Raw genomic sequence first — 17,052 nt, forward strand, 5'->3', positions numbered from 1 at the left:
CAGGGGCGGGCGCCGGCTGCACGGGCGCCGGCTGCACTGGCACCGACGGCACGGGCGCCGACGGCGCGGACTCGGGTCCGCTGCCGCGAACGGAATCGCCGGAAGGCCTGCGGGCGCCGGACTGTGGTTCGTCCACGGGCCAGTCGCTGGTGCTGATCCGGGGAGCGGAGACGGGCTCCCGCTCCGCCGTCGGGCGGGTCTCCGCCGCACCCGATGGCGTTGTGGCGGCAGCAGGTTCAGGGGCTTGGCGGCGCGGCTCCGCCGGGGAAGGCGGCTGCTGCTCAGCGGAAACAGGTTCAGGCGCCGCGGCAGCGCGCGGAACCGATGGCACCGCAGATGGCACCGCAGCTGGTGCTGCAACAGGCGCAGGGGGAACGGGGGCTGCGGAAGCAGCGGCGGCGGCGCCGGCCTCGTTCCCCGCGTAGTTCAGTCTGCGCTCCACACGGTCAATACGTGCCGCGATTCCGCGTTCGCTCTGTTCGGAGCTGGGCAGCAGGATGCGGGCGCACAAGAGCTCGAGATGGAGCCGGGGCGAGGTGGCGCCGGTCATCTCGGTGAGCGCAGTGTTGGTGACGTCCGCTGCGCGGGACAGTTCCGCGGCGCCCAGATTGTGCGACTGGCTCTGCATTCTGGCGATCTGGTCGGCGGGCATGCCGCGGAGAATGGATTGGGCGCTCTCCGGCATGGCCTGGACGATGATGAGGTCACGGAAGCGTTCCAGGAGGTCCTCGACGAAGCGGCGAGGATCGTGCCCGGTCTGGATGACGCGGTCCACTGCCCGGAAGACAGTTGCTGAGTCGGAGGCGGCGATCGCCTCGACCACATCGTCCAGGAGCGAGGCGTGGGTGTATCCGAGGAGCGCAACGGCGAGCTCGTAGTCCAGGCCGTTCGGCCCTGCTCCAGCCATGAGTTGGTCCAGTACGGAGAGCGAATCCCTGACGGAACCGCCACCGGCGCGGATGACCAGGGACAGCACTCCGGGCGCCACCGGGACGTTTTCCTGCTTGCAGAGAAGCTCAAGGTATGCCAAGAGCGGCTCCGGGGGAACGAGCCGGAACGGGTAGTGGTGCGTGCGGGAGCGGATGGTCCCGATCACCTTGTCCGGCTCCGTGGTGGCAAAGATGAACTTGATGTGTTCGGGCGGCTCTTCAACGATTTTCAGCAGGGCGTTGAATCCGGCCGACGTGACCATGTGCGCTTCGTCGATGATGAAGATCTTGTAGCGGTCCCGGACCGGGGCATACGTGGCCCGTTCCCGAAGATCCCGGGCATCGTCAACACCGCCGTGGCTGGCGGCGTCAATCTCGATGACGTCGAGGGATCCTGCGCCGCCGCGGGCCAGTTCAATGCAGCTGGGGCACACGCCGCACGGGGTGTCTGTGGGTCCCTTGGCGCAGTTGAGGCAGCGGGCCAGGATGCGGGCCGACGTGGTCTTGCCGCAGCCGCGCGGACCCGAGAACAGGTAGGCGTGGTTCACACGGTTCTTGCGCAGGGCCGTCAAGAGCGGCTCCGTGACATGTTCCTGCCCGATAACGTCCGCGAACGAGTCGGGGCGGTATCTGCGGTAAAGGGCGGTAGTAACAGTCACAGAGAAAACCCTACCAATCGGGGCTGACATAAAAGACCCCCCATGCACCCGCCAGAGCCCGTCTACCCTTGCTACCTTCCGGTCCTGGGGGAGTTCAACAGGATGACGCCACATGAGGGGCCGTCAGATACTTTACCCGAAGTTTCGGTCTGCCCCGAATCGGCCTGGACAGTCCCGATCACCGGGCTACCGGTGCCCGTTCACCGGCCAGCTCATGAACGCGGGTTCCTCGTAGGGGTGGGCCGCCCGCAGTGCCCGCACAACGGCGTCGAGCACTTCATCGGCAACCACGCACTCCACGCGCAGTTCCGCCACCTGCTCGGGCACGCCCACGGCTCCGACAAACGGACGGGAGCCGCTCAAAGGCGTGAAGCGGCCCGAACCGGTCGATGTGAACGAGCAGTGCGAATAGTCGCCCAGCCGTCCGGCGCCGGCGTCCCCGATCGTGGCCAGCACTGCTTCGGCATGGGACTCGGGGACATAGACGACCAGGGCGTGAAGCTGCGACATGACACCATCCTGCCAGCGGGATGCTGTCATGGCGCCGCTCCCTGGCCTGCCAGACTGTGGGTGAATTGACGGCCAAAACGCTCAATTGGGAGATGCAGGAAAGTTCGGGTATTCTAGTATCTGCTTTTGGTTCAGAAGCAGTTGGAGAATTCGCCTAGCGGCCTATGGCGCACGCCTGGAACGCGTGTTGGGTTAACGCCCTCGGGGGTTCAAATCCCCCATTCTCCGCCACCGGAAACCCGGTTCCGATTCTGTCGGAACCGGGTTTTCCTTTTGCCGGTATCCGGCTACGCCAAGCCCAGCCGCCGGAGCCGCTGCCGTGCGGCACGTTCGCTGGGTCCCATCCGGCCCAGCGCGAGGCGTACGACGGCGAGAGTCACCCTGGTTGCCAATCCCACCGGCAGGGGCAGTGGTCCAAGCCGCGCCTTCCGCAGCCCCAGCATCTCGCGGTACCTCGGCTCGAGGCTGAGCACTGCCCCTGCGAAAAGCACGCGGTATCCGGGCAGCAGCCATGGATGCAGCGGAGGATTGCGGATGAAAGCCACGGTTTCGGCAACCCGTTCATCCGCGCGCAAGGCGCCCGCCGCAAACCAGTCGTTCAGTTCCCGTGCCAGCTCGACTTCACGGAGCGGCGGTGAACTGACCCCCATCAGCCGCGCCGCCTGCGCCCATTCGCGGACGTAGGCGTCGGGGCCGCCAGGAATGGGTCCGCCCCATTTCTTGTGCGCCGTGAGGAATGAATCAGTAAACGTGACGTGCACCCACCGGAGCAGGTCCGGATCGTTCGCCGAATAGTCCCGCGTAGCGCCGCTGCCGTCGACGTATTGTCCGCGGACCGCATCGTGAATCCGCAGCACCGAATCCGTCGCAATGCGGGCATCAGCCGTCGAACCGTAGGTCACTGCATGAATCCAGCGTGTTGTCCGGGCAAGACGGCCGAGGGAGTCTTCATGGAATTTGGAGTGTTCATAGACGCCGGCCATAACGCCGGGGTGAAGCGTCTGCATCAGAAGGGAACGGATGCCCGCGACGATGGTGGGCATCCCGTGGTGGACGGTCCAGACGGCTGAGCCAGGCAGGTAGAAGCCCGAGTCATTTCCCTGGGCGAACTTTTCTGCCCATTCGGGCGGCGCAGAAGGGCTGCCTGTCAGTGTCCGTCTGACCTCCGCCTGCCATTCCCTGAGGACATTGCGCATGTTCCATTCTCGCGCACTGAACTGAGAGTGTGACTGCGATTTTGAGGGCCCTCGCCTGCCGGATCTCAGAGGCCGTGCGGAAACGGTCTGGACCCCATTTGTTCGTGCGCGGATTGGGGGGTTAAACCTATAAAGCACAGGGATTCACCCCCCAGTTTTAGGGGTTTCCCGGTGCCTTCCCGTGTGGCCACAATGGAGGACATGCTCGTCGAGACAAGGAGTTGGCGGGTCCTACATCAGGAGAATTCTGTGGCAACTCATGGGGGAAACCAAGGTACAGCCAGGGCGAACGGCCCCGGACGGATCGCTTTGCGGAGCCTGTCTGCGGCAGTTGTCGTAGGCTTCTCCGTCTTCGCGTTCGGGTTCCAATCGCCGGTCAGCCATATCCAGACCCCCGCGGGAGCGCTTGACGAGGCTGCAGTCCGCGTCGTGCCGCCTTCCGGCGTCGTTGGGCCGGCGCTGCTCGATCCGGGCAGCACGTCCGAGGGGCGCACCGTAGCCGGTCCGGCTGCGGCATTGGTTGCCAAAGTACCCTTTGGCCGGACGATCGTGGAGACGAGCTCCAAGGGTGCTATCTCCACTGGCACGGTCAAGCCTCAGTCGCCGGGCGTCGCATCCACTGCCTTGAGGCGGCCGGGTGCAGGTTTCCTGATGGCCCCGCTCGAGGTTTTGTATCCGAGTTCCTCCTTCGGCCTGCGGCATAACCCCCTGACAGGGGAATCCGGTGAGTTCCACTGGGGCCAGGATTTTGCCGCTTCGTGTGGCACGCGTGTCTACGCGGCTGATTCCGGAGTTGTGCGAGCCGCAGGCTGGCATCCGTGGGGCGGCGGCAACAGGGTGGAGATCGACCATGGCAATGGGCTCATCACCACGTACAACCACCTCCAGTCCGTGGCAGTTGCAAAGGGTGACCCAGTCCGTGTCGGTGAGGTCATTGCCCAGGTGGGCACCACAGGATCGTCCACCGGATGCCACCTCCACTTCGAGGTCATCGAGGATGGGGAACACCAGGATCCAGCCAAGTGGACGCTGCTGCCCATCCGGCAGGTCGATAAGCTGCAGCAGGCGGTCATGACCAGCTTTGATCCCGCTGCGGCCAATCTCGCGGGCTGGGCGATCCCCTTCCTTCGCGGGAACACCGGCGACGGCAGCTCTGAGCCCTCCACCTATTACGACGCCCGGCCTTACACCTGGGCTCCCTCCAGCGGCGCCAGCCCCTCGCTGATGCCCAGTTCCACCGCAACTTGGTCTGCCTCAACCCCTCAGGCCAACAGCAGTCCGCTGCAGACCATCGCACCCGAACCGTCGGCCACGTCCAAACCCGCCCCGCCGACGTCGACAAAGCCTGCACCGCCGGCTTCGACGAACCCGACGACCACTGCGCCGACGACGACCGCGCCCCCGACGACCACCACGCCGCCGGCAACCACCACCCCGCCGGCAACGACCACGCCGCCGACAACCACTGAGCCGCCGGCAACAACGGAGCCGCCGGCAACGACCGAGCCGCCGACGACGGAGCCGCCGGTGACGACGGACCCGCCGACCACCGAGCCGCCTACAACGACGCCGGAGCCGGACCCTGCCCCCGCGCCCGAGCCCGAGCCCGAACCGGGTCCGCCTCCTGTTGATCCGACGCCGGAACCGTATTCTGAGCCCGCACCGGCACCGGCACCGGAACCTGCTCCGGCACCTGCCCCGGTGGCCCCGCCCACCGCGATTGTTGTCGAGCCGGCCCCGGCGCCGGCACCGCCTCCCGCCCCGGCGCCCACGCCCACCGCAATTATTGTCGAGCCCGCCCCGGCACCTGCGCCCGCCCCGGCACCCGCTCCCGCACCTGCCCCGGCGCCCGCTCCGGTGCCCGTTCCCTCAGCAACGCCTGAGCCAACGGTTGTTCCAAGCTCAACCCAGGCTCCTGCAACTGCACCTGCAGGAACAGAAACAGCCGTGACGGCGGCCCCCACAACCGCGCCGTAGTACGGCGCGGCGGGGTTCGCCGTCCGGCTGTTCACCAACCGTGAGGAGGTCGAAGGAATGCAGCGGAGTACGTTTCCGTTGTCATTAATGACGACCATGCAACCGGCCAGAGAGCACTATGTGCAGTCCTTCCGACAGATCCGGCTGCCGTCCCAGGACGGAGCCGGGTCCGAGACCGCCGGTTTTGAAGAGCCTTGCGGCACTTCCGCAGCCGGGGACCAGCGGTCCCCGGGCGTCACATTTCCCCTTCATGCCACGGCGAATACCCCTGGCCGAGGACGGAGAATCGTGGGGCGTCCTGCCTCCGCCGTTGTTCCGGTGATCCCGGAACTGCGGCACCCCAACGCGGTCATCGCCTGATGTCCGCCCAGATGAAACGAAAGCGAGGAGCGTTAGCCGGTAAGCGGCAGGCATCGTAATTTTTCAACATGCCAACTTCAGTTTCCCCACAGTTTGCTTTTTATCTGGTTGGATGGAGCGTACTGAGAGGGACACTGGAAGCACCCGCTTCCTAACTACCGCGAAGGCAGCAATGGAGCTCATCGAGGCCGAGCACCCCAGGCCACGTCATTTTCTACTCCACCTGAGCGACCCCCATTTGTTGGGAGGTCCGGACCCCCTTTATGGCGCAGTTGACAGCGAAGCCCGCCTGATTCAGCTCTTCGATGAGGTCCAGGCATCAGGCGCCCGTCCGGAAGCCGTGATTTTCACCGGCGACCTGGCGGACAAGGGAGACCCCGAGGCTTACGCCAAACTCCGCGCGATCGTGGAACCGGCGTGCAGGGATCTCGGCGCCAAAGTCATCTGGGCCATGGGAAACCACGATAACCGCGCGAACTTCCGGGCGGGCCTGCTGGACCAGCCGGGCAATGATGACCCGGTGGACCAAAGCTATTACGTCAATGGCCTGCGGGTCATCACCATGGACACGTCAGTGCCCGGGTTCCATCACGGGGAGCTCAGCAGCGACCAGCTGGACTGGCTGGCCGCACAGCTGGAAACGCCCGCCCCGGACGGCACCATCCTCGCGCTGCACCATCCGCCCGTACCGTCGGTACTGGACCTGTCCGTGCTGGTGGAGCTCCGTGACCAGGCTGCGCTGGAAACCGTGGTTCGCAACTCGGACGTCCGCACCATCCTGGCTGGGCACCTGCACTACTCGACGACGGCGAGCTTCGCCGGTGTCCCGGTGTCGGTCGCCTCTGCCACGTGCTACACCCAGGACCTCAACGTTCCGGTGGGAGGCACGCGCGGCCGTGACGGCGGGCAGGCCTTCAACCTCGTGCACGTCTACGAGCACACCATCGTGCATTCAGTGGTGCCGCTCGGAAGCACGCCGACCGTCGGGGAGTATGTCACCCCCGAGGAAACGGAACGGCGTCTGGCTGCTGCCGGCATCCGCATTCCGGAGCGGGCAAACCGGCCCGTTCTTTCGCGAAATTAGCCATATAAGCCGGAGCCCCCGCAGTCATGACTGCGGGGGCTCCGGCCCATGCGGTGCTACTTCTCCCAAGGCGCCTTGATGGGGAAGTACTTCTCCAGGAAGTCCGTGACCAGCTCGGCCCTTTCGTCGGCGGGAACCTCGGGGAAGCTGCCGTCATTGAGGCAGAAGAAATCCATGTTCCGTTTCGACAGCAGCTTGGGCAGATAGTTAAGCCCGGCGCGGAGTGTGGTGTCCACGTACCTGACCTTGGCCGCGGTCTGGGTGACAGCACGCCCGGTGAGCAGCGCGTAATAGTGGTAGAACGAGTTGGTCACAGAGATGTTGTCCGCAGCGCGGAAGGTGCTGGCAGCAGTCTTGGCAAACTCGCTCGGGAATTCGTCCTCCATCTGGGCCACCACGCTGCGGCGAAGGGGCGCCGCGCTGTGCTCCAGGTGACGGGTGGTGATCCGGCCAAAGCGGTTCCACAGCAGCTTGCGGTTTACCCTGGCGGCATTCTCGAAACCGCTGCGCTCGGCCGCATTCTCCCCGAGGCCGATGCGGGTCTCCGCCTCGATGAACTTGGTGATCCCGCCGGGCGTGAAGAACAGGTCGGGTCCAACGGGGCGTCCGAAGAACATGTCGTCATTGGAGTAGAGGAAGTGCTCCGACAGACCGTCGATGTGGTGCAGCTGGCATTCCACAGCCTGGGAATTATGCGTGGGCAGCACGGAGGGATCGGCGAAGAACTCCTCGCTCCGGACAATCGTCACGGACGGGTGGTCCGCCAGCCACTCCGGCGCGGGGGAGTCCGTGGCGATGAAGATGCGGCGGATCCACGGCGCAAACATGTAGACGGAGCGGAGGGCGTACTTGAGCTCGTTGATCTGCCGGTAGCGCGCTTCGTGGTCGTCGCCCTCGCCGAGGACAGCGTTGGCCTGCCTGGCCCTGCGTGCCGCGATGTACTCCGGGGAACTGCCATCCACCCAGGAGAAGACCAGGTCGATGTCGAAACTGATGTCACTGGCGTGGTCCGCGAACATATTCTCGATGGTGGGCCACGTGTGCCCGTACCGTTCAACCGTTCCACGCACGGCGTCCTGGGACAGCATGGTCCGCCGGGTCAGGGAATTCTCGATCGGCAGGATCACCTCCTCGCCCTCGAAGCTCCAGAGCTCCACCTGCACGCCCGCCGAAGCGCCGAACTCAAAGCCGCCGTTTGGCTCAACCCGGGGCCTGTACAGCCGGAAGATTCTGGCCTGCCGGTTGGTGGAGAGCTCGCCGTCGGCCACGAGCACCGACGTCTTCTTCTTGGCATCCACGGTCATGGAGTAGAAGGGCTCGTTGCGGCACGCCTCCACCAGGGCAGCGCGCAGCTTTTTGCGGTTTTTCCAGTCCAGGGCGATGACCGGGCGGTCGTTGTTGCCGCGGACCAGCAGGTAATCCAAACCGGCCTGCGCCAGCACGTTCCGCAGGAAGAGCAGGTCCTCCACCATGGCCTGGTACGGCGTCCGGTTCTGGTTGATAAGGGCATACCGGCCTGAGGTGCGGACTATGTCGGGGCGGTGTTTGAGGCGCGCAACAGCAGCCGGCGACGTTACTTCCGCAAGTGCGGGGACGTCCTCGGAAGTCTGTCCGCCATAGTAGATGTCATCCTGAACCGTTACGTCTGTAATGGTGATTCTCCGTGCTGCTAGGGGTTGGCTCTTACTTGCATGATAGTCCTGCCGAAAAAACTGCAGGATAATTTGCCGGCGGAGCGGACCGCCCGCAAAGCGGCGGCAGGGGCTCAGCCCACCAGCGCCTCCCGCCACCTGCGGAGAAAAGCCGCACCGGCGTCGTCGTGAATGACCGTAGCATCCAGGCCGAGGTCGGCGGCCGTGAGGATGTCGTATGGCTTGTCCGGCACACCGTCCGCGGGCCGGACATCCACATGCTTGACCGCGTGGTCATTGTGGTGCAGCCAGTCGGCCATTGCGTAGTCCGTGCGGGAATCACCCACCGTCCGCCAGGCCTGCGGCGTGATGCCCTGTGCTGCCAGGAATTCCACCGCACGGCTGGCGCCCAGGTCCTTGCCGAGCCGTACTGATTCGATGTCCGTGGAAATGATGGTGGGGTCCACACGGTAGTCGATCTCGTCGTCGGAGTTGGGTGCGTGGTGGTCCAGGCGGACGACACCCAGGCCGTGCCGCTGCATCAGCTCCATGGCTTCTGCATCGAAGAGCCGCTGCTCGGCGAGGTATTCGCTGTTCGGCACCTCGATGTGCTGTTCGACCGACACCATGGCCCGCTTCGTTTCATCGAAGAACATGTGCGAGGAGTAGTCCTCAGCCACCATCCGCCGGACGTCGTCACCGTAGGCTGCGGGCACGGCCAGTTCACGGTCCACGTGGACCGGACCGGCGCCGGCGGCGGTGTAGCTGAACCAGACGGCGCCCTTTTCGCAAATGGCATGGATCAGTGTGCCGCTCGGCATGCCCGCTGCGATCATCGGCTCCATGACCTGCTGCCGGATGAAGGCGTCGGAGCGGCCCGTGTTGAAGATGACCGGTACCCCGGCTGTCGCAAGGGCCACCAGATCGGCGATGATGCCGGGCTTCACATCACGGGTGACGGGACTGGCCACCGGGCCGTCGACGTCCAGGAGGAGGGCAAGGGCCGGGGCCGACGGCGTGTGGGAGCCAAAGGCGGCAGCGGTGGCATTCGCGGGAGGAGCAGTCATGGCTCCATTCTGTCAGCCGCCGCCCGCGCGGCGCCCCAGGCTGACGCAAGCGCCCCGCATGTGACTCATGGTTACTGTTTGGCTACAACCTCGGTCCGTGACCCGATCCACATTCCCTAGAACAGGCAACGTGCTTAGGCTTGCATCGTGATATTCAAAGCTGTGGGCGAGGGACGCCCTTACCCCGACCATGGTTACAGCACGCCCAAGGACTGGGCCGCGCTGCCGCCACGGCCGGTGCGGCTTGATGAACTGGTGACCACCAAGCGGACCCTGGACCTCGAAGCCCTGCTGGCCGAGGACTCCACCTTTTTCGGCGACCTCTTCCCGCACGTGGTGCAGTACAAGGGAACGCTCTACCTCGAGGACGGTCTCCACCGGGCTGTCCGCACCGCGCTCCACCAGCGCACCGCCATCCACGCCCGGGTGTTGGTGATCGATGGCTAGAAAACCCAAGGACGTCACGGTTCTGCATGGACACCGCGTCATCACTGGTCCTGAGCTCCGTGCCACGTTCGTGCCCGACGACGACGCGGCCGCCCACTCCCGGAAGCTGCGCCGGAAAATCCTGCACGGCGTGGTGCTGTTCATGCTCCTTGGGCTGATTGTTACGGCCGTCATGGGAGCTGTGGCGATCATGAACGGACAAATTAAGTTCCCCGGGACGGAAAACACCGAGGTGCAGGCGTCCGCGTGCCCCGCCACGACCTTCGACTACACGCCGCCCGCCAAGGTCACCGTCAACGTCTTCAACGCCACCACCAGGGCCGGACTGGCAAAGTCAGCAGCCAACGAGTTCAAGGTCCGGAAATTCGCAGTGGGCAGGGTCGGCAACATCGAAACCGGCTACCGCGGCGTTGCCGCCATTGTGTCCGGCGCCGCAGGCCAGGCCGCGGCCTTCGCCGTGCAGCGGAACCTTCCGGGTTCGGACTACTTCCAGGACGCTCGCTCCGATGCCAGCGTTGACGTGATTCTCACCGGCGACTACCGGGGGCTGGCCAAGCCGGAACTGGTGGACCAGACTCCCGGCAAGCTGGAGTGCCCGCGGGAAAGCCGGCGCATTGCAGATGACGGCCAGTGGCCCGTAGTCCCCACCCAGGGCGCCAAAGGCTGACCGCTAACCAGCCGCAGCGGGAGGTTCCGCCAGGCGGACGGGCCGGCCGCCGTCGTCGAACCTCGCACCGGCACCCAACTGGATGAACCGCACTGTCCGGGAGACCCGATCCTCGAGGTCGTCCGTCTCCTCGCTGCTGCGGGCAGCGCTGGACGACAGGGTTCCGTGGATCAGCTGGGCCTGCTGCCGGACGTCCGCCACGGGGAAGTAACCCTGGTCCATGCCTTCGCGCAGGATGTCCTGCAGGAGGTCGCTGAGGCCGCCGACGTGGTCCGCGAGCTTGGCGAAGGACGCAGGGGAGAGCACGGCGCCCATCGCCGGGCCGGGTGGAAGGTGGCGGCGGCTGAGGTCCTCCACCTGGGATCGCACATAGAGCGCCAGCCGGTCCACCGGGTTCTCCAGCAGGTTGAGCGACTCCTTCAGTTCCGCGAGGAAACGCTCCGTTTCAACCAGGGCATAGGAAATGAGCAGCTCTTCGATGTCCGCATAATAGTTGTACACGGCCGTACGCCCGATGCCTGCATGGCGGGCCACATCCGTCATGGTCAGCCCGGGCAGCCCGTGCGTGAAGAGAAGTTCGCCAAAGGCGTTGAGGATGCGGCGCTGGGTCTCGGCGCGCTGTGCAGCATTGCTGGGGGCCGAAATCCGTGGCATACGCACACTTTACCGCGCTCTGTCAGTAAAACCCTGCGTGTCTTGTGCAGGTTTGCGCCGCAGTCGTGCCTCGGGGCGGCGCAGTTGGCCTCCCATAAACGCAGCGTCAGACGGCGCAGCCCGCCGGCCCGCACGCTCCGCCGTCTTGTGCTTCGCCGTCCTCAGTTCCGGGGCCGCCGGCGTTGACCATGGCGAGCGGATGGGTGTCCTGCCAGGCCTGTTCAAGGGCCATGCTGAACGTTGCCGAGGGCTGGGCGCCGGAGAGCCCGAATTTCCGGTCAATCACGAAGAAGGGGACTCCGCTGATGCCCAGCGCGCGTGCTTCGGCAATGTCGTGCCGGACGGCGTCGGCGTACTTGTCGGAGGTGAACAGCTCGGCGACAGCGCCGGCGTCGAGGCCCAGTTCCCCGCCGAGCGCGGTGAGGTAGCCGCGGCTGCCGATGTCCTTGCCGTGTTCGAAGTGATCGCTGAGCAGCCGCTCCTTGGCGGCGTCCTGCTTCCCGTGGGCGGCGGCCAGATGGATCAGCCGGTGGGCGGTGAAGCTGTTGGCGACTACGACGGCGTCGAACCGGTAGTCGAGCCCCTCACCCCTGGCCTGTGCCGCCACGTGGTCAAACATTTGAGAAACCTGTGCGGGGGCCATGCCTTTGCGGGTGCTGAGGTAGTCGAGCTCGGTGCCGTCGTAGTGTTCGGGCAGGGACGGATCCAGCTGGTAGCTGCGCCACTGCACCTCTACCGCATCGCGGTGGGGGAACTCGGCCAGGGCGGCCTCGAAGCGCCGTTTGCCGATGTAGCACCAAGGACACGCGACGTCTGACCAGATTTCAATCTTCATGCCTGCCACAACCTCCACCGGAGCTGGGGCATTCCTCAGCGGCGGTGTCGGTTAGGCCACAGGCAACCGGCAGACTGGCGGTCTTGCCCGGCGGCACCGGGGATCCTATCGTTTGACATAGGTTATGAAGTCAGCCGTCGGATGCTGTTCATCCGAACATTCTCGTGGTTCACCACGAGGCGCCAGGCAGGCGCTTCTACTGTTATGCGGAAGCTCCCTGCCCGTGGGCTGGGAGGCCAGGCATGCGGATAGGACTAATTGCAGGACCCTGGATTCCGGTTCCGCCGCCCGCTTACGGTGGGACCGAGAGGGTGGTGGACAGCCTTGCCCGCGGCTTTGCTGACGCCGGCCACGAGGTGGTGCTGGCTGCTCCGTCGGACAGCGAATGTCCTGTTCCCCGGGTCCCGGACATGCGGCAGGCCGAACCGGCCGAACTGGGATTCACGCTTTCGGAACTGAGTCACGTGATCCGCGCTTACCGGGGCATGCGGGGAGTGGACATCATCCACGACCACACGATGGCCGGCCCGTTGTATCCGCACCGTCCATCCTCGGTGCCGGTGGTGACAACCATCCATTGCCAGCTGACGCCGTCGGCGGTGGACATTTACCGGGCCATCGGCAAGACCGCGAGCATTATCGCCATTTCCCGCGACCAGGTCAGCCAGGCGCCGGACGTTCCGGTTGCCCGGGTCATCCATCACGGGATGGATCTGGCTGCCGTTCCGACTGGTACCGGGCAGGGAGGCTATGCGTGCTTTGTGGGACGAATGTCCCCGGACAAGGGTCCAGCCCAAGCGATTGCTATCGCCCGGAAGGCCGGAGTCCCGCTGCGCCTTGCGGCAAAAATCCGCGAACCCGAGGAAATGCGCTACTTCCGGGAAGTTGTCGAGCCGCTCATGGGGCCCAACGAGGAATTCATTGGTGAGCTGGCGAACGCCGAAAAGTACGCGCTGATGGGCGAGGCCTTCGCCTTCCTGAACCCCATCCAGTGGTCTGAGCCTTTCGGGCTGGTGATGATCGAGGCACTGGCCACGGGGACCCCCGTCATAGGCACTCCCATTGGTGCCGCACCCGAAGTGGTGGATCACGGATCCACCGGCTACCTGGCCTCGCTGGACGAGCTGCCGGCTCTGTTGCTCCGGGCCGGAGAGCTCAGCAGGGCTGCCTGCCGCGCCTCCGTTGCGGAACGGTTCAGCTCGGAACGGATGGTCGAGGACCACCTGGATCTGTTCACCCGGCTGCTTGGGCAGAAGTTGCCTTTCGGGGTTCCCGATCCGGGCACAGTGCATGAGAATCAGATACACGATTCGATGGCGCCGGGTACCTGACGCCGGCCGCGCGCCTGTGCAAGGGAAGGGATCAGCCCATGAACGCCTGGAATGCCGACACGGAGGCGGGCCCATCCGAAGCCGGTGCGGTCACAGTGGTCGAAGGGTCCTCGTTCTGCATCTCCTCCCACAACGGCGACATCATCCCCGGCGGCTCACAAGGGGTCTTCTACCAGGACACACGGGTTATTTCCCGCTGGATGCTCCGGGTCAACGGGTCCCTCCGCGAACCGCTGGGGGCCCAGACGCCCAGGGCTTTCCAGGCCACCTTCATCGGCAGGGCCCGCTGGTCGGACGGCAGGTTCGACAGCCCCCTGGTGGTCCGGCACCAGCGGCACATCGGACCCGGGCTTCGGGATGACATTACCCTCATCAACTACTCGTCTGAGCCGGCCGACTGTGACATCGAACTGAGCGTCGAGGCCGACATGGCGGACCTCTTTGACGTCAAGGGCGGCAGGGCGCCCACCGGTGCCGTTACCCGCAGGTCGGTCCAGGGCGCCGAGCTCCACATCGAAGCAGAGCGCAACGGACAGCGCCGGGGCGTGGCCATCCGCGCAGCGGGGGCCCTGGTCCGCGAGGATGCACTGGCTTTCCGGGTGCAGATTCCGGCCAGGGGACAATGGTCCACCGCCGTCATTGCGGTTCCGCTGATCAATGGGGTGGGGCCGGAGGAGCCCTTTTCCGAGGCCTCGCCTCCGCACCACCGGATGGGCGTCAAGAGGCACCTGGCATGGGAGGAGCATGTGCCGCGGGTGACCGTCATGGACCGGAACGTTCAACATGTGCTGGACCGCAGCCAGAAGGATCTGGGTTCCCTGCGGATATTCGATGATGCCCACCCTGACCGTGCCGCAGTTGCCGCCGGTGCGCCCTGGTTCATGGCGCTCTTCGGCCGGGATTCCCTGCTGTCCGCCTACATGTCGCTGCTGGTCGACCCCAACCTTGCCGCCGGGACGCTGCAGACCCTGGCCGGGATCCAGGGGACAAAGGTAGACCCGGATTCTGAGGAAGAGCCGGGGCGGATCCCCCACGAGGTGAGGTTTGGCATCAACGCCGGCCTTGCGCTGGGCGGCACCGCGTACTACGGCACCGCCGACGCCACCCCGCTGTTTGTCTCCGTCCTCGGGGAGCTCAGCCGGTGGGGGCTCGGCGAGGACATCATTGATTCGCTGCTGCCGCATGCGGATCGTGCCCTGGAATGGATCGAGCACTTCGGGGACCGCGACGGCGACGGCTTTGTGGAGTACCTGAGGCCCAACCCCCACGGACTGCTGAACCAGGGATGGAAGGATTCCTGGGACGGAATCAATTTCGCCGACGGCAGGATGGCCGAGCCACCGATTGCCCTGTGCGAGGTCCAGGGCTACGTGTACGCCGCCTACGTGGGACGTTCCCTGCTGGCCCGCTGGACCGGTGACCAGTCCCTGGAACGCCACTGGGCCGGGCGCGCTGCACGCCTGAAGGCATCCTTCAACGAGCGGTTCTGGATGCCGGACAAGGGGTATTACGCCATCGCCCTGGACAAGGACAAGCGGCAGGTTGACTCGTGCGCGTCCAACATGGGCCACTGTCTCTGGGTCGGGCTGCTCGACGAGGACAAGGCTCCGATGGTCGCGGAACGCCTGATGTCGCCCGAGATGTTCACAGGCTGGGGCATCAGGACGCTGGCCTCGGACATGGGTGCGTACAACCCCGTCAGCTACCACAACGGCTCGGTGTGGCCGCACGACAGCGCGCTCGTGGCCACCGGGCTCATGCGGTACGGCTTCGTGGACGAGGCCAGCCGGATTGCCAGCGGGCTCTTTGCGGCGGCGGCCCACTTTGGCGGGCAGCTTCCGGAGCTGTTCTGCGGGTTTGACCGGAGCGACTTCCCGGAGCCGGTGCCATACCCGACGGCGTGCTCCCCACAGGCGTGGGCGGCCGCGGCACCGGTTCAGCTGGCCCGCATCCTGCTGCGCTTTGACCCCGACTTCACCCGGAACGAAGTCCACCTGGCCCCGATCCTTCCGGACCGGATGGGCGATTTCCGGGCAGATAACGTCCTCCTGGGCCGCTCCAGGATCACCATCCGGGCCCGGGGCAGGGAGGGAAGCGTGGAGGGCTTGCCACCGGCGCTGAAGCTCCGGAGCGACCCCCGCCTGCCGCTTTACAAGGACCTCGCCGACTAGCCGCCCAGCGGCCGCTCCATCACGAAGTCGTGTTCGACAGCGCTTCCCAACCGGAAGGACTTGGTCCCCACCTTCCGGAAGCCTGATTTTTCGTAGAACCGGATCGCCCTGGTGTTCTCACTGTTGACTCCGAGCCACATTCCCCTTGCCCCGGCGGCTGCGGCGGACTCGATGCTGGCGTGCATGAGGTCGGCCGCGGCGCCGAGCCCGTGGTGGCCAGGATGGACGTAGCATTTGCTGAGCTCCGCCGAGGGCAGCGCGGTAAGTGCCGAGGCCACGTCCGGATCCAGGGCGGGCCTGTTCACGAGCAGGCTGTAGCCGCGGAGTCCGCCGCCGGCGTCGATCACCAGCACCGTCACCGCAGGGTCTGCAAGGTATGCGCGGAAGTGGCGCTCGCTGAGCGTGCCGGCAAGGTGGGCCGCGATGTCCTCGGGGGAGGACTCCGGAGGGCACGCCAGCGGAAAGGTGACGGCCGCCAGCTCAGCCAGCGCCCCGGCGTCGTCCGCTGTTGCTTGACGGATGGTGTGGGTCATGGGGCTACTGCTTGAAGGCGGCGTCGAAGCTGGTTTGCGACGCCGGGAAGTCGAACTTCTTGAGCGCGGCGAGGGCTTCGGGGGCGCCGTGGAGGCGGTCCATGCCGGCGTCTTCCCATTCGATGCTGATGGGGCCGGTGTAGCCGATGGCGGTCAGGGCGCGGAAGGAGGATTCCCAGGGAACGTCGCCGCGTCCGGCAGAGACGAAGTCCCAGCCGCGGCGCGGGTCGCCCCAGGGCAGGTGCGAGCCCATCACGGTGTTCCGGCCGGTGGGGCGCAGCTTGGTGTCCTTGCAGTCCACGTGGTAGATCCGGTCCTTGAAGTCCCAGATGAAGGAGACGGGGTCGATGCCCTGCCACATCATGTGCGAGGGGTCCCAGTTGAGCCCGAACGCCTCGCGGTGGCCGATCGCTTCGAGGGTACGGACCGTGGTCCAGTAGTCGTAGGCGATCTCACTCGGATGGACTTCGTGGGCGAAGCGAACGCCGCATTCGTCGAAGACGTCCAGGATGGGGTTCCAGCGGTCGGCGAAGTCCTGGTAGCCGGCCTCGATCACTTTCTCCGGGACGGGCGGGAACATGGCCACGTACTGCCAGATGGAGGAGCCGGTGAACCCGACCACCGTGTCCACGCCCAAGGCTTTGGCGAGCCGGGCGGTGTGCTTCATTTCCTCGGCGGCACGCTGCCGGACGCCCTCGGGATCGCCGTCGCCCCAGACCTTGGAGCCGACGATCGCCTCGTGGCGGAAGTCGATGGGGTCATCGCACACGGCCTGGCCCTTGAGGTGGTTGGAGATGGCCCAGACCTTCAGGTTGTACTTCTCCAGGACCGCGAGCTTGGATTCGACGTAGCCGGGTTCGTCCCAGCGCCAGGCGTCCAGGTGGTCCCCGGACACGGCAATCTCCAGTCCGTCATAGCCCCAACCGGAGGCCAGGCGCGCGACTTCCTCGAAGGGCAGGTCGGCCCACTGGCCGGTAAACAGGGTGTACGGGCGGGGCATG

General features: G+C 65.8%; 16 protein-coding genes, 1 tRNA gene, 1 other RNA gene and 1 pseudogene. 8 read left to right on the forward strand and 11 right to left on the reverse strand.

Features of this window, described 5'->3' with window-relative positions; genetic code table 11:
- The 3 genes from AC3A3W_RS09465 to AC3A3W_RS09475 all read right to left on the reverse strand — a co-directional run.
- Positions 1-1,618: DNA polymerase III subunit gamma and tau (locus AC3A3W_RS09465; protein ID WP_487442225.1), on the reverse strand; the 1,618-nt coding region annotated here is incomplete at its 3' end.
- An RNA gene (gene ffs / locus AC3A3W_RS09470) (signal recognition particle sRNA small type) lies at positions 1,617-1,713 on the reverse strand. The genes AC3A3W_RS09465 and ffs, both read right to left, overlap by 2 nt.
- A gap of 61 nt (positions 1,714-1,774) precedes the next feature.
- A complete protein-coding gene (locus AC3A3W_RS09475; protein WP_487442227.1) occupies positions 1,775-2,098 on the reverse strand; it encodes a hypothetical protein in 324 nt (107 codons plus the stop codon).
- A gap of 143 nt (positions 2,099-2,241) precedes the next feature.
- Between AC3A3W_RS09475 and AC3A3W_RS09480 the strand changes: the two genes are divergently transcribed.
- Positions 2,242-2,329, forward strand: a tRNA-Ser gene (locus AC3A3W_RS09480).
- A 56-nt stretch (positions 2,330-2,385) separates the two neighbouring features.
- Here AC3A3W_RS09480 and AC3A3W_RS09485 read toward each other — a convergent pair.
- Positions 2,386-3,294 carry an oxygenase MpaB family protein gene (locus tag AC3A3W_RS09485; protein ID WP_487442229.1) on the reverse strand — a complete coding sequence of 303 codons (909 nt, stop codon included), beginning with the start codon at positions 3,292-3,294 and terminating at the stop codon, positions 2,386-2,388.
- A 651-nt stretch (positions 3,295-3,945) separates the two neighbouring features.
- Here AC3A3W_RS09485 and AC3A3W_RS09490 point away from each other — a divergent pair.
- Positions 3,946-4,299, forward strand: a pseudogene (locus tag AC3A3W_RS09490) (M23 family metallopeptidase); the annotation flags it as partial.
- Between the two features lie 257 nt (positions 4,300-4,556).
- Here the strand turns inward: AC3A3W_RS09490 and AC3A3W_RS09495 are convergent.
- Complete coding sequence (locus AC3A3W_RS09495; protein WP_487442386.1) at positions 4,557-5,369, reverse strand: hypothetical protein; 813 nt, start codon at positions 5,367-5,369, stop codon at positions 4,557-4,559.
- Between AC3A3W_RS09495 and AC3A3W_RS09500 the strand changes: the two genes are divergently transcribed.
- Positions 5,368-5,631 (forward strand): hypothetical protein, encoded by a 264-nt coding sequence (locus AC3A3W_RS09500; protein ID WP_487442231.1) that lies wholly within the window; start codon positions 5,368-5,370, stop codon positions 5,629-5,631. The genes AC3A3W_RS09495 and AC3A3W_RS09500 overlap by 2 nt on opposite strands.
- A gap of 172 nt (positions 5,632-5,803) precedes the next feature.
- A complete protein-coding gene (locus AC3A3W_RS09505) occupies positions 5,804-6,715 on the forward strand; it encodes a phosphodiesterase (protein WP_487442233.1) in 912 nt (303 codons plus the stop codon).
- A 56-nt stretch (positions 6,716-6,771) separates the two neighbouring features.
- On the opposite strand, the gene AC3A3W_RS09510 is transcribed toward AC3A3W_RS09505, so the two are convergent.
- Both AC3A3W_RS09510 and AC3A3W_RS09515 read right to left on the reverse strand, forming a co-directional pair.
- A complete protein-coding gene (locus AC3A3W_RS09510) occupies positions 6,772-8,187 on the reverse strand; it encodes a stealth conserved region 3 domain-containing protein (RefSeq protein ID WP_487442236.1) in 1,416 nt (471 codons plus the stop codon).
- A 293-nt stretch (positions 8,188-8,480) separates the two neighbouring features.
- Complete coding sequence (locus AC3A3W_RS09515; protein WP_487442238.1) at positions 8,481-9,413, reverse strand: hypothetical protein; 933 nt, start codon at positions 9,411-9,413, stop codon at positions 8,481-8,483.
- Between the two features lie 147 nt (positions 9,414-9,560).
- Here AC3A3W_RS09515 and AC3A3W_RS09520 point away from each other — a divergent pair, with 147 nt between their 5' ends.
- Both AC3A3W_RS09520 and AC3A3W_RS09525 read left to right on the forward strand, forming a co-directional pair.
- Positions 9,561-9,860: a type II toxin-antitoxin system VapB family antitoxin gene (locus AC3A3W_RS09520; protein WP_205651433.1), complete on the forward strand. Its 300-nt coding sequence runs from the start codon at positions 9,561-9,563 to the stop codon at positions 9,858-9,860.
- Entirely contained in the window at positions 9,853-10,527 is a 675-nt protein-coding gene (locus AC3A3W_RS09525) for a LytR C-terminal domain-containing protein (protein WP_487442240.1), read from the forward strand. The genes AC3A3W_RS09520 and AC3A3W_RS09525 overlap by 8 nt, the downstream gene beginning before the upstream one ends.
- A 3-nt stretch (positions 10,528-10,530) precedes the next feature.
- Here AC3A3W_RS09525 and AC3A3W_RS09530 read toward each other — a convergent pair whose 3' ends face one another.
- Both AC3A3W_RS09530 and AC3A3W_RS09535 read right to left on the reverse strand, forming a co-directional pair.
- Positions 10,531-11,181 carry a TetR/AcrR family transcriptional regulator gene (locus tag AC3A3W_RS09530; RefSeq protein WP_487442241.1) on the reverse strand — a complete coding sequence of 217 codons (651 nt, stop codon included), beginning with the start codon at positions 11,179-11,181 and terminating at the stop codon, positions 10,531-10,533.
- Positions 11,182-11,287: 106 nt separating this feature from the next.
- Positions 11,288-12,016 (reverse strand): DsbA family oxidoreductase, encoded by a 729-nt coding sequence (locus tag AC3A3W_RS09535; RefSeq protein ID WP_487442244.1) that lies wholly within the window; start codon positions 12,014-12,016, stop codon positions 11,288-11,290.
- A 242-nt stretch (positions 12,017-12,258) separates the two neighbouring features.
- On the opposite strand from AC3A3W_RS09535, the gene AC3A3W_RS09540 reads away from it, so the two are divergent.
- Positions 12,259-13,347 carry a glycosyltransferase family 4 protein gene (locus AC3A3W_RS09540; RefSeq protein ID WP_487442246.1) on the forward strand — a complete coding sequence of 363 codons (1,089 nt, stop codon included), beginning with the start codon at positions 12,259-12,261 and terminating at the stop codon, positions 13,345-13,347.
- A gap of 38 nt (positions 13,348-13,385) precedes the next feature.
- The gene (locus AC3A3W_RS09545) at positions 13,386-15,518 is read left to right on the forward strand and encodes an amylo-alpha-1,6-glucosidase (RefSeq protein ID WP_487442248.1); all 2,133 of its coding nucleotides are present in this window, start codon (positions 13,386-13,388) and stop codon (positions 15,516-15,518) included.
- On the opposite strand, the gene AC3A3W_RS09550 is transcribed toward AC3A3W_RS09545, so the two are convergent.
- Entirely contained in the window at positions 15,515-16,051 is a 537-nt protein-coding gene (locus AC3A3W_RS09550; protein WP_487442250.1) for an N-acetyltransferase family protein, read from the reverse strand. The two genes, AC3A3W_RS09545 and AC3A3W_RS09550, sit on opposite strands and share 4 nt — an antisense overlap.
- Before the next feature lie 4 nt (positions 16,052-16,055).
- The gene (locus AC3A3W_RS09555; protein ID WP_487442252.1) at positions 16,056-17,051 is read right to left on the reverse strand and encodes a sugar phosphate isomerase/epimerase family protein; all 996 of its coding nucleotides are present in this window, start codon (positions 17,049-17,051) and stop codon (positions 16,056-16,058) included.
- Between the last annotated feature and the right edge of the window lies 1 nt (position 17,052).

This window comes from Arthrobacter sp. Soil_N43 (genome assembly GCF_057655195.1).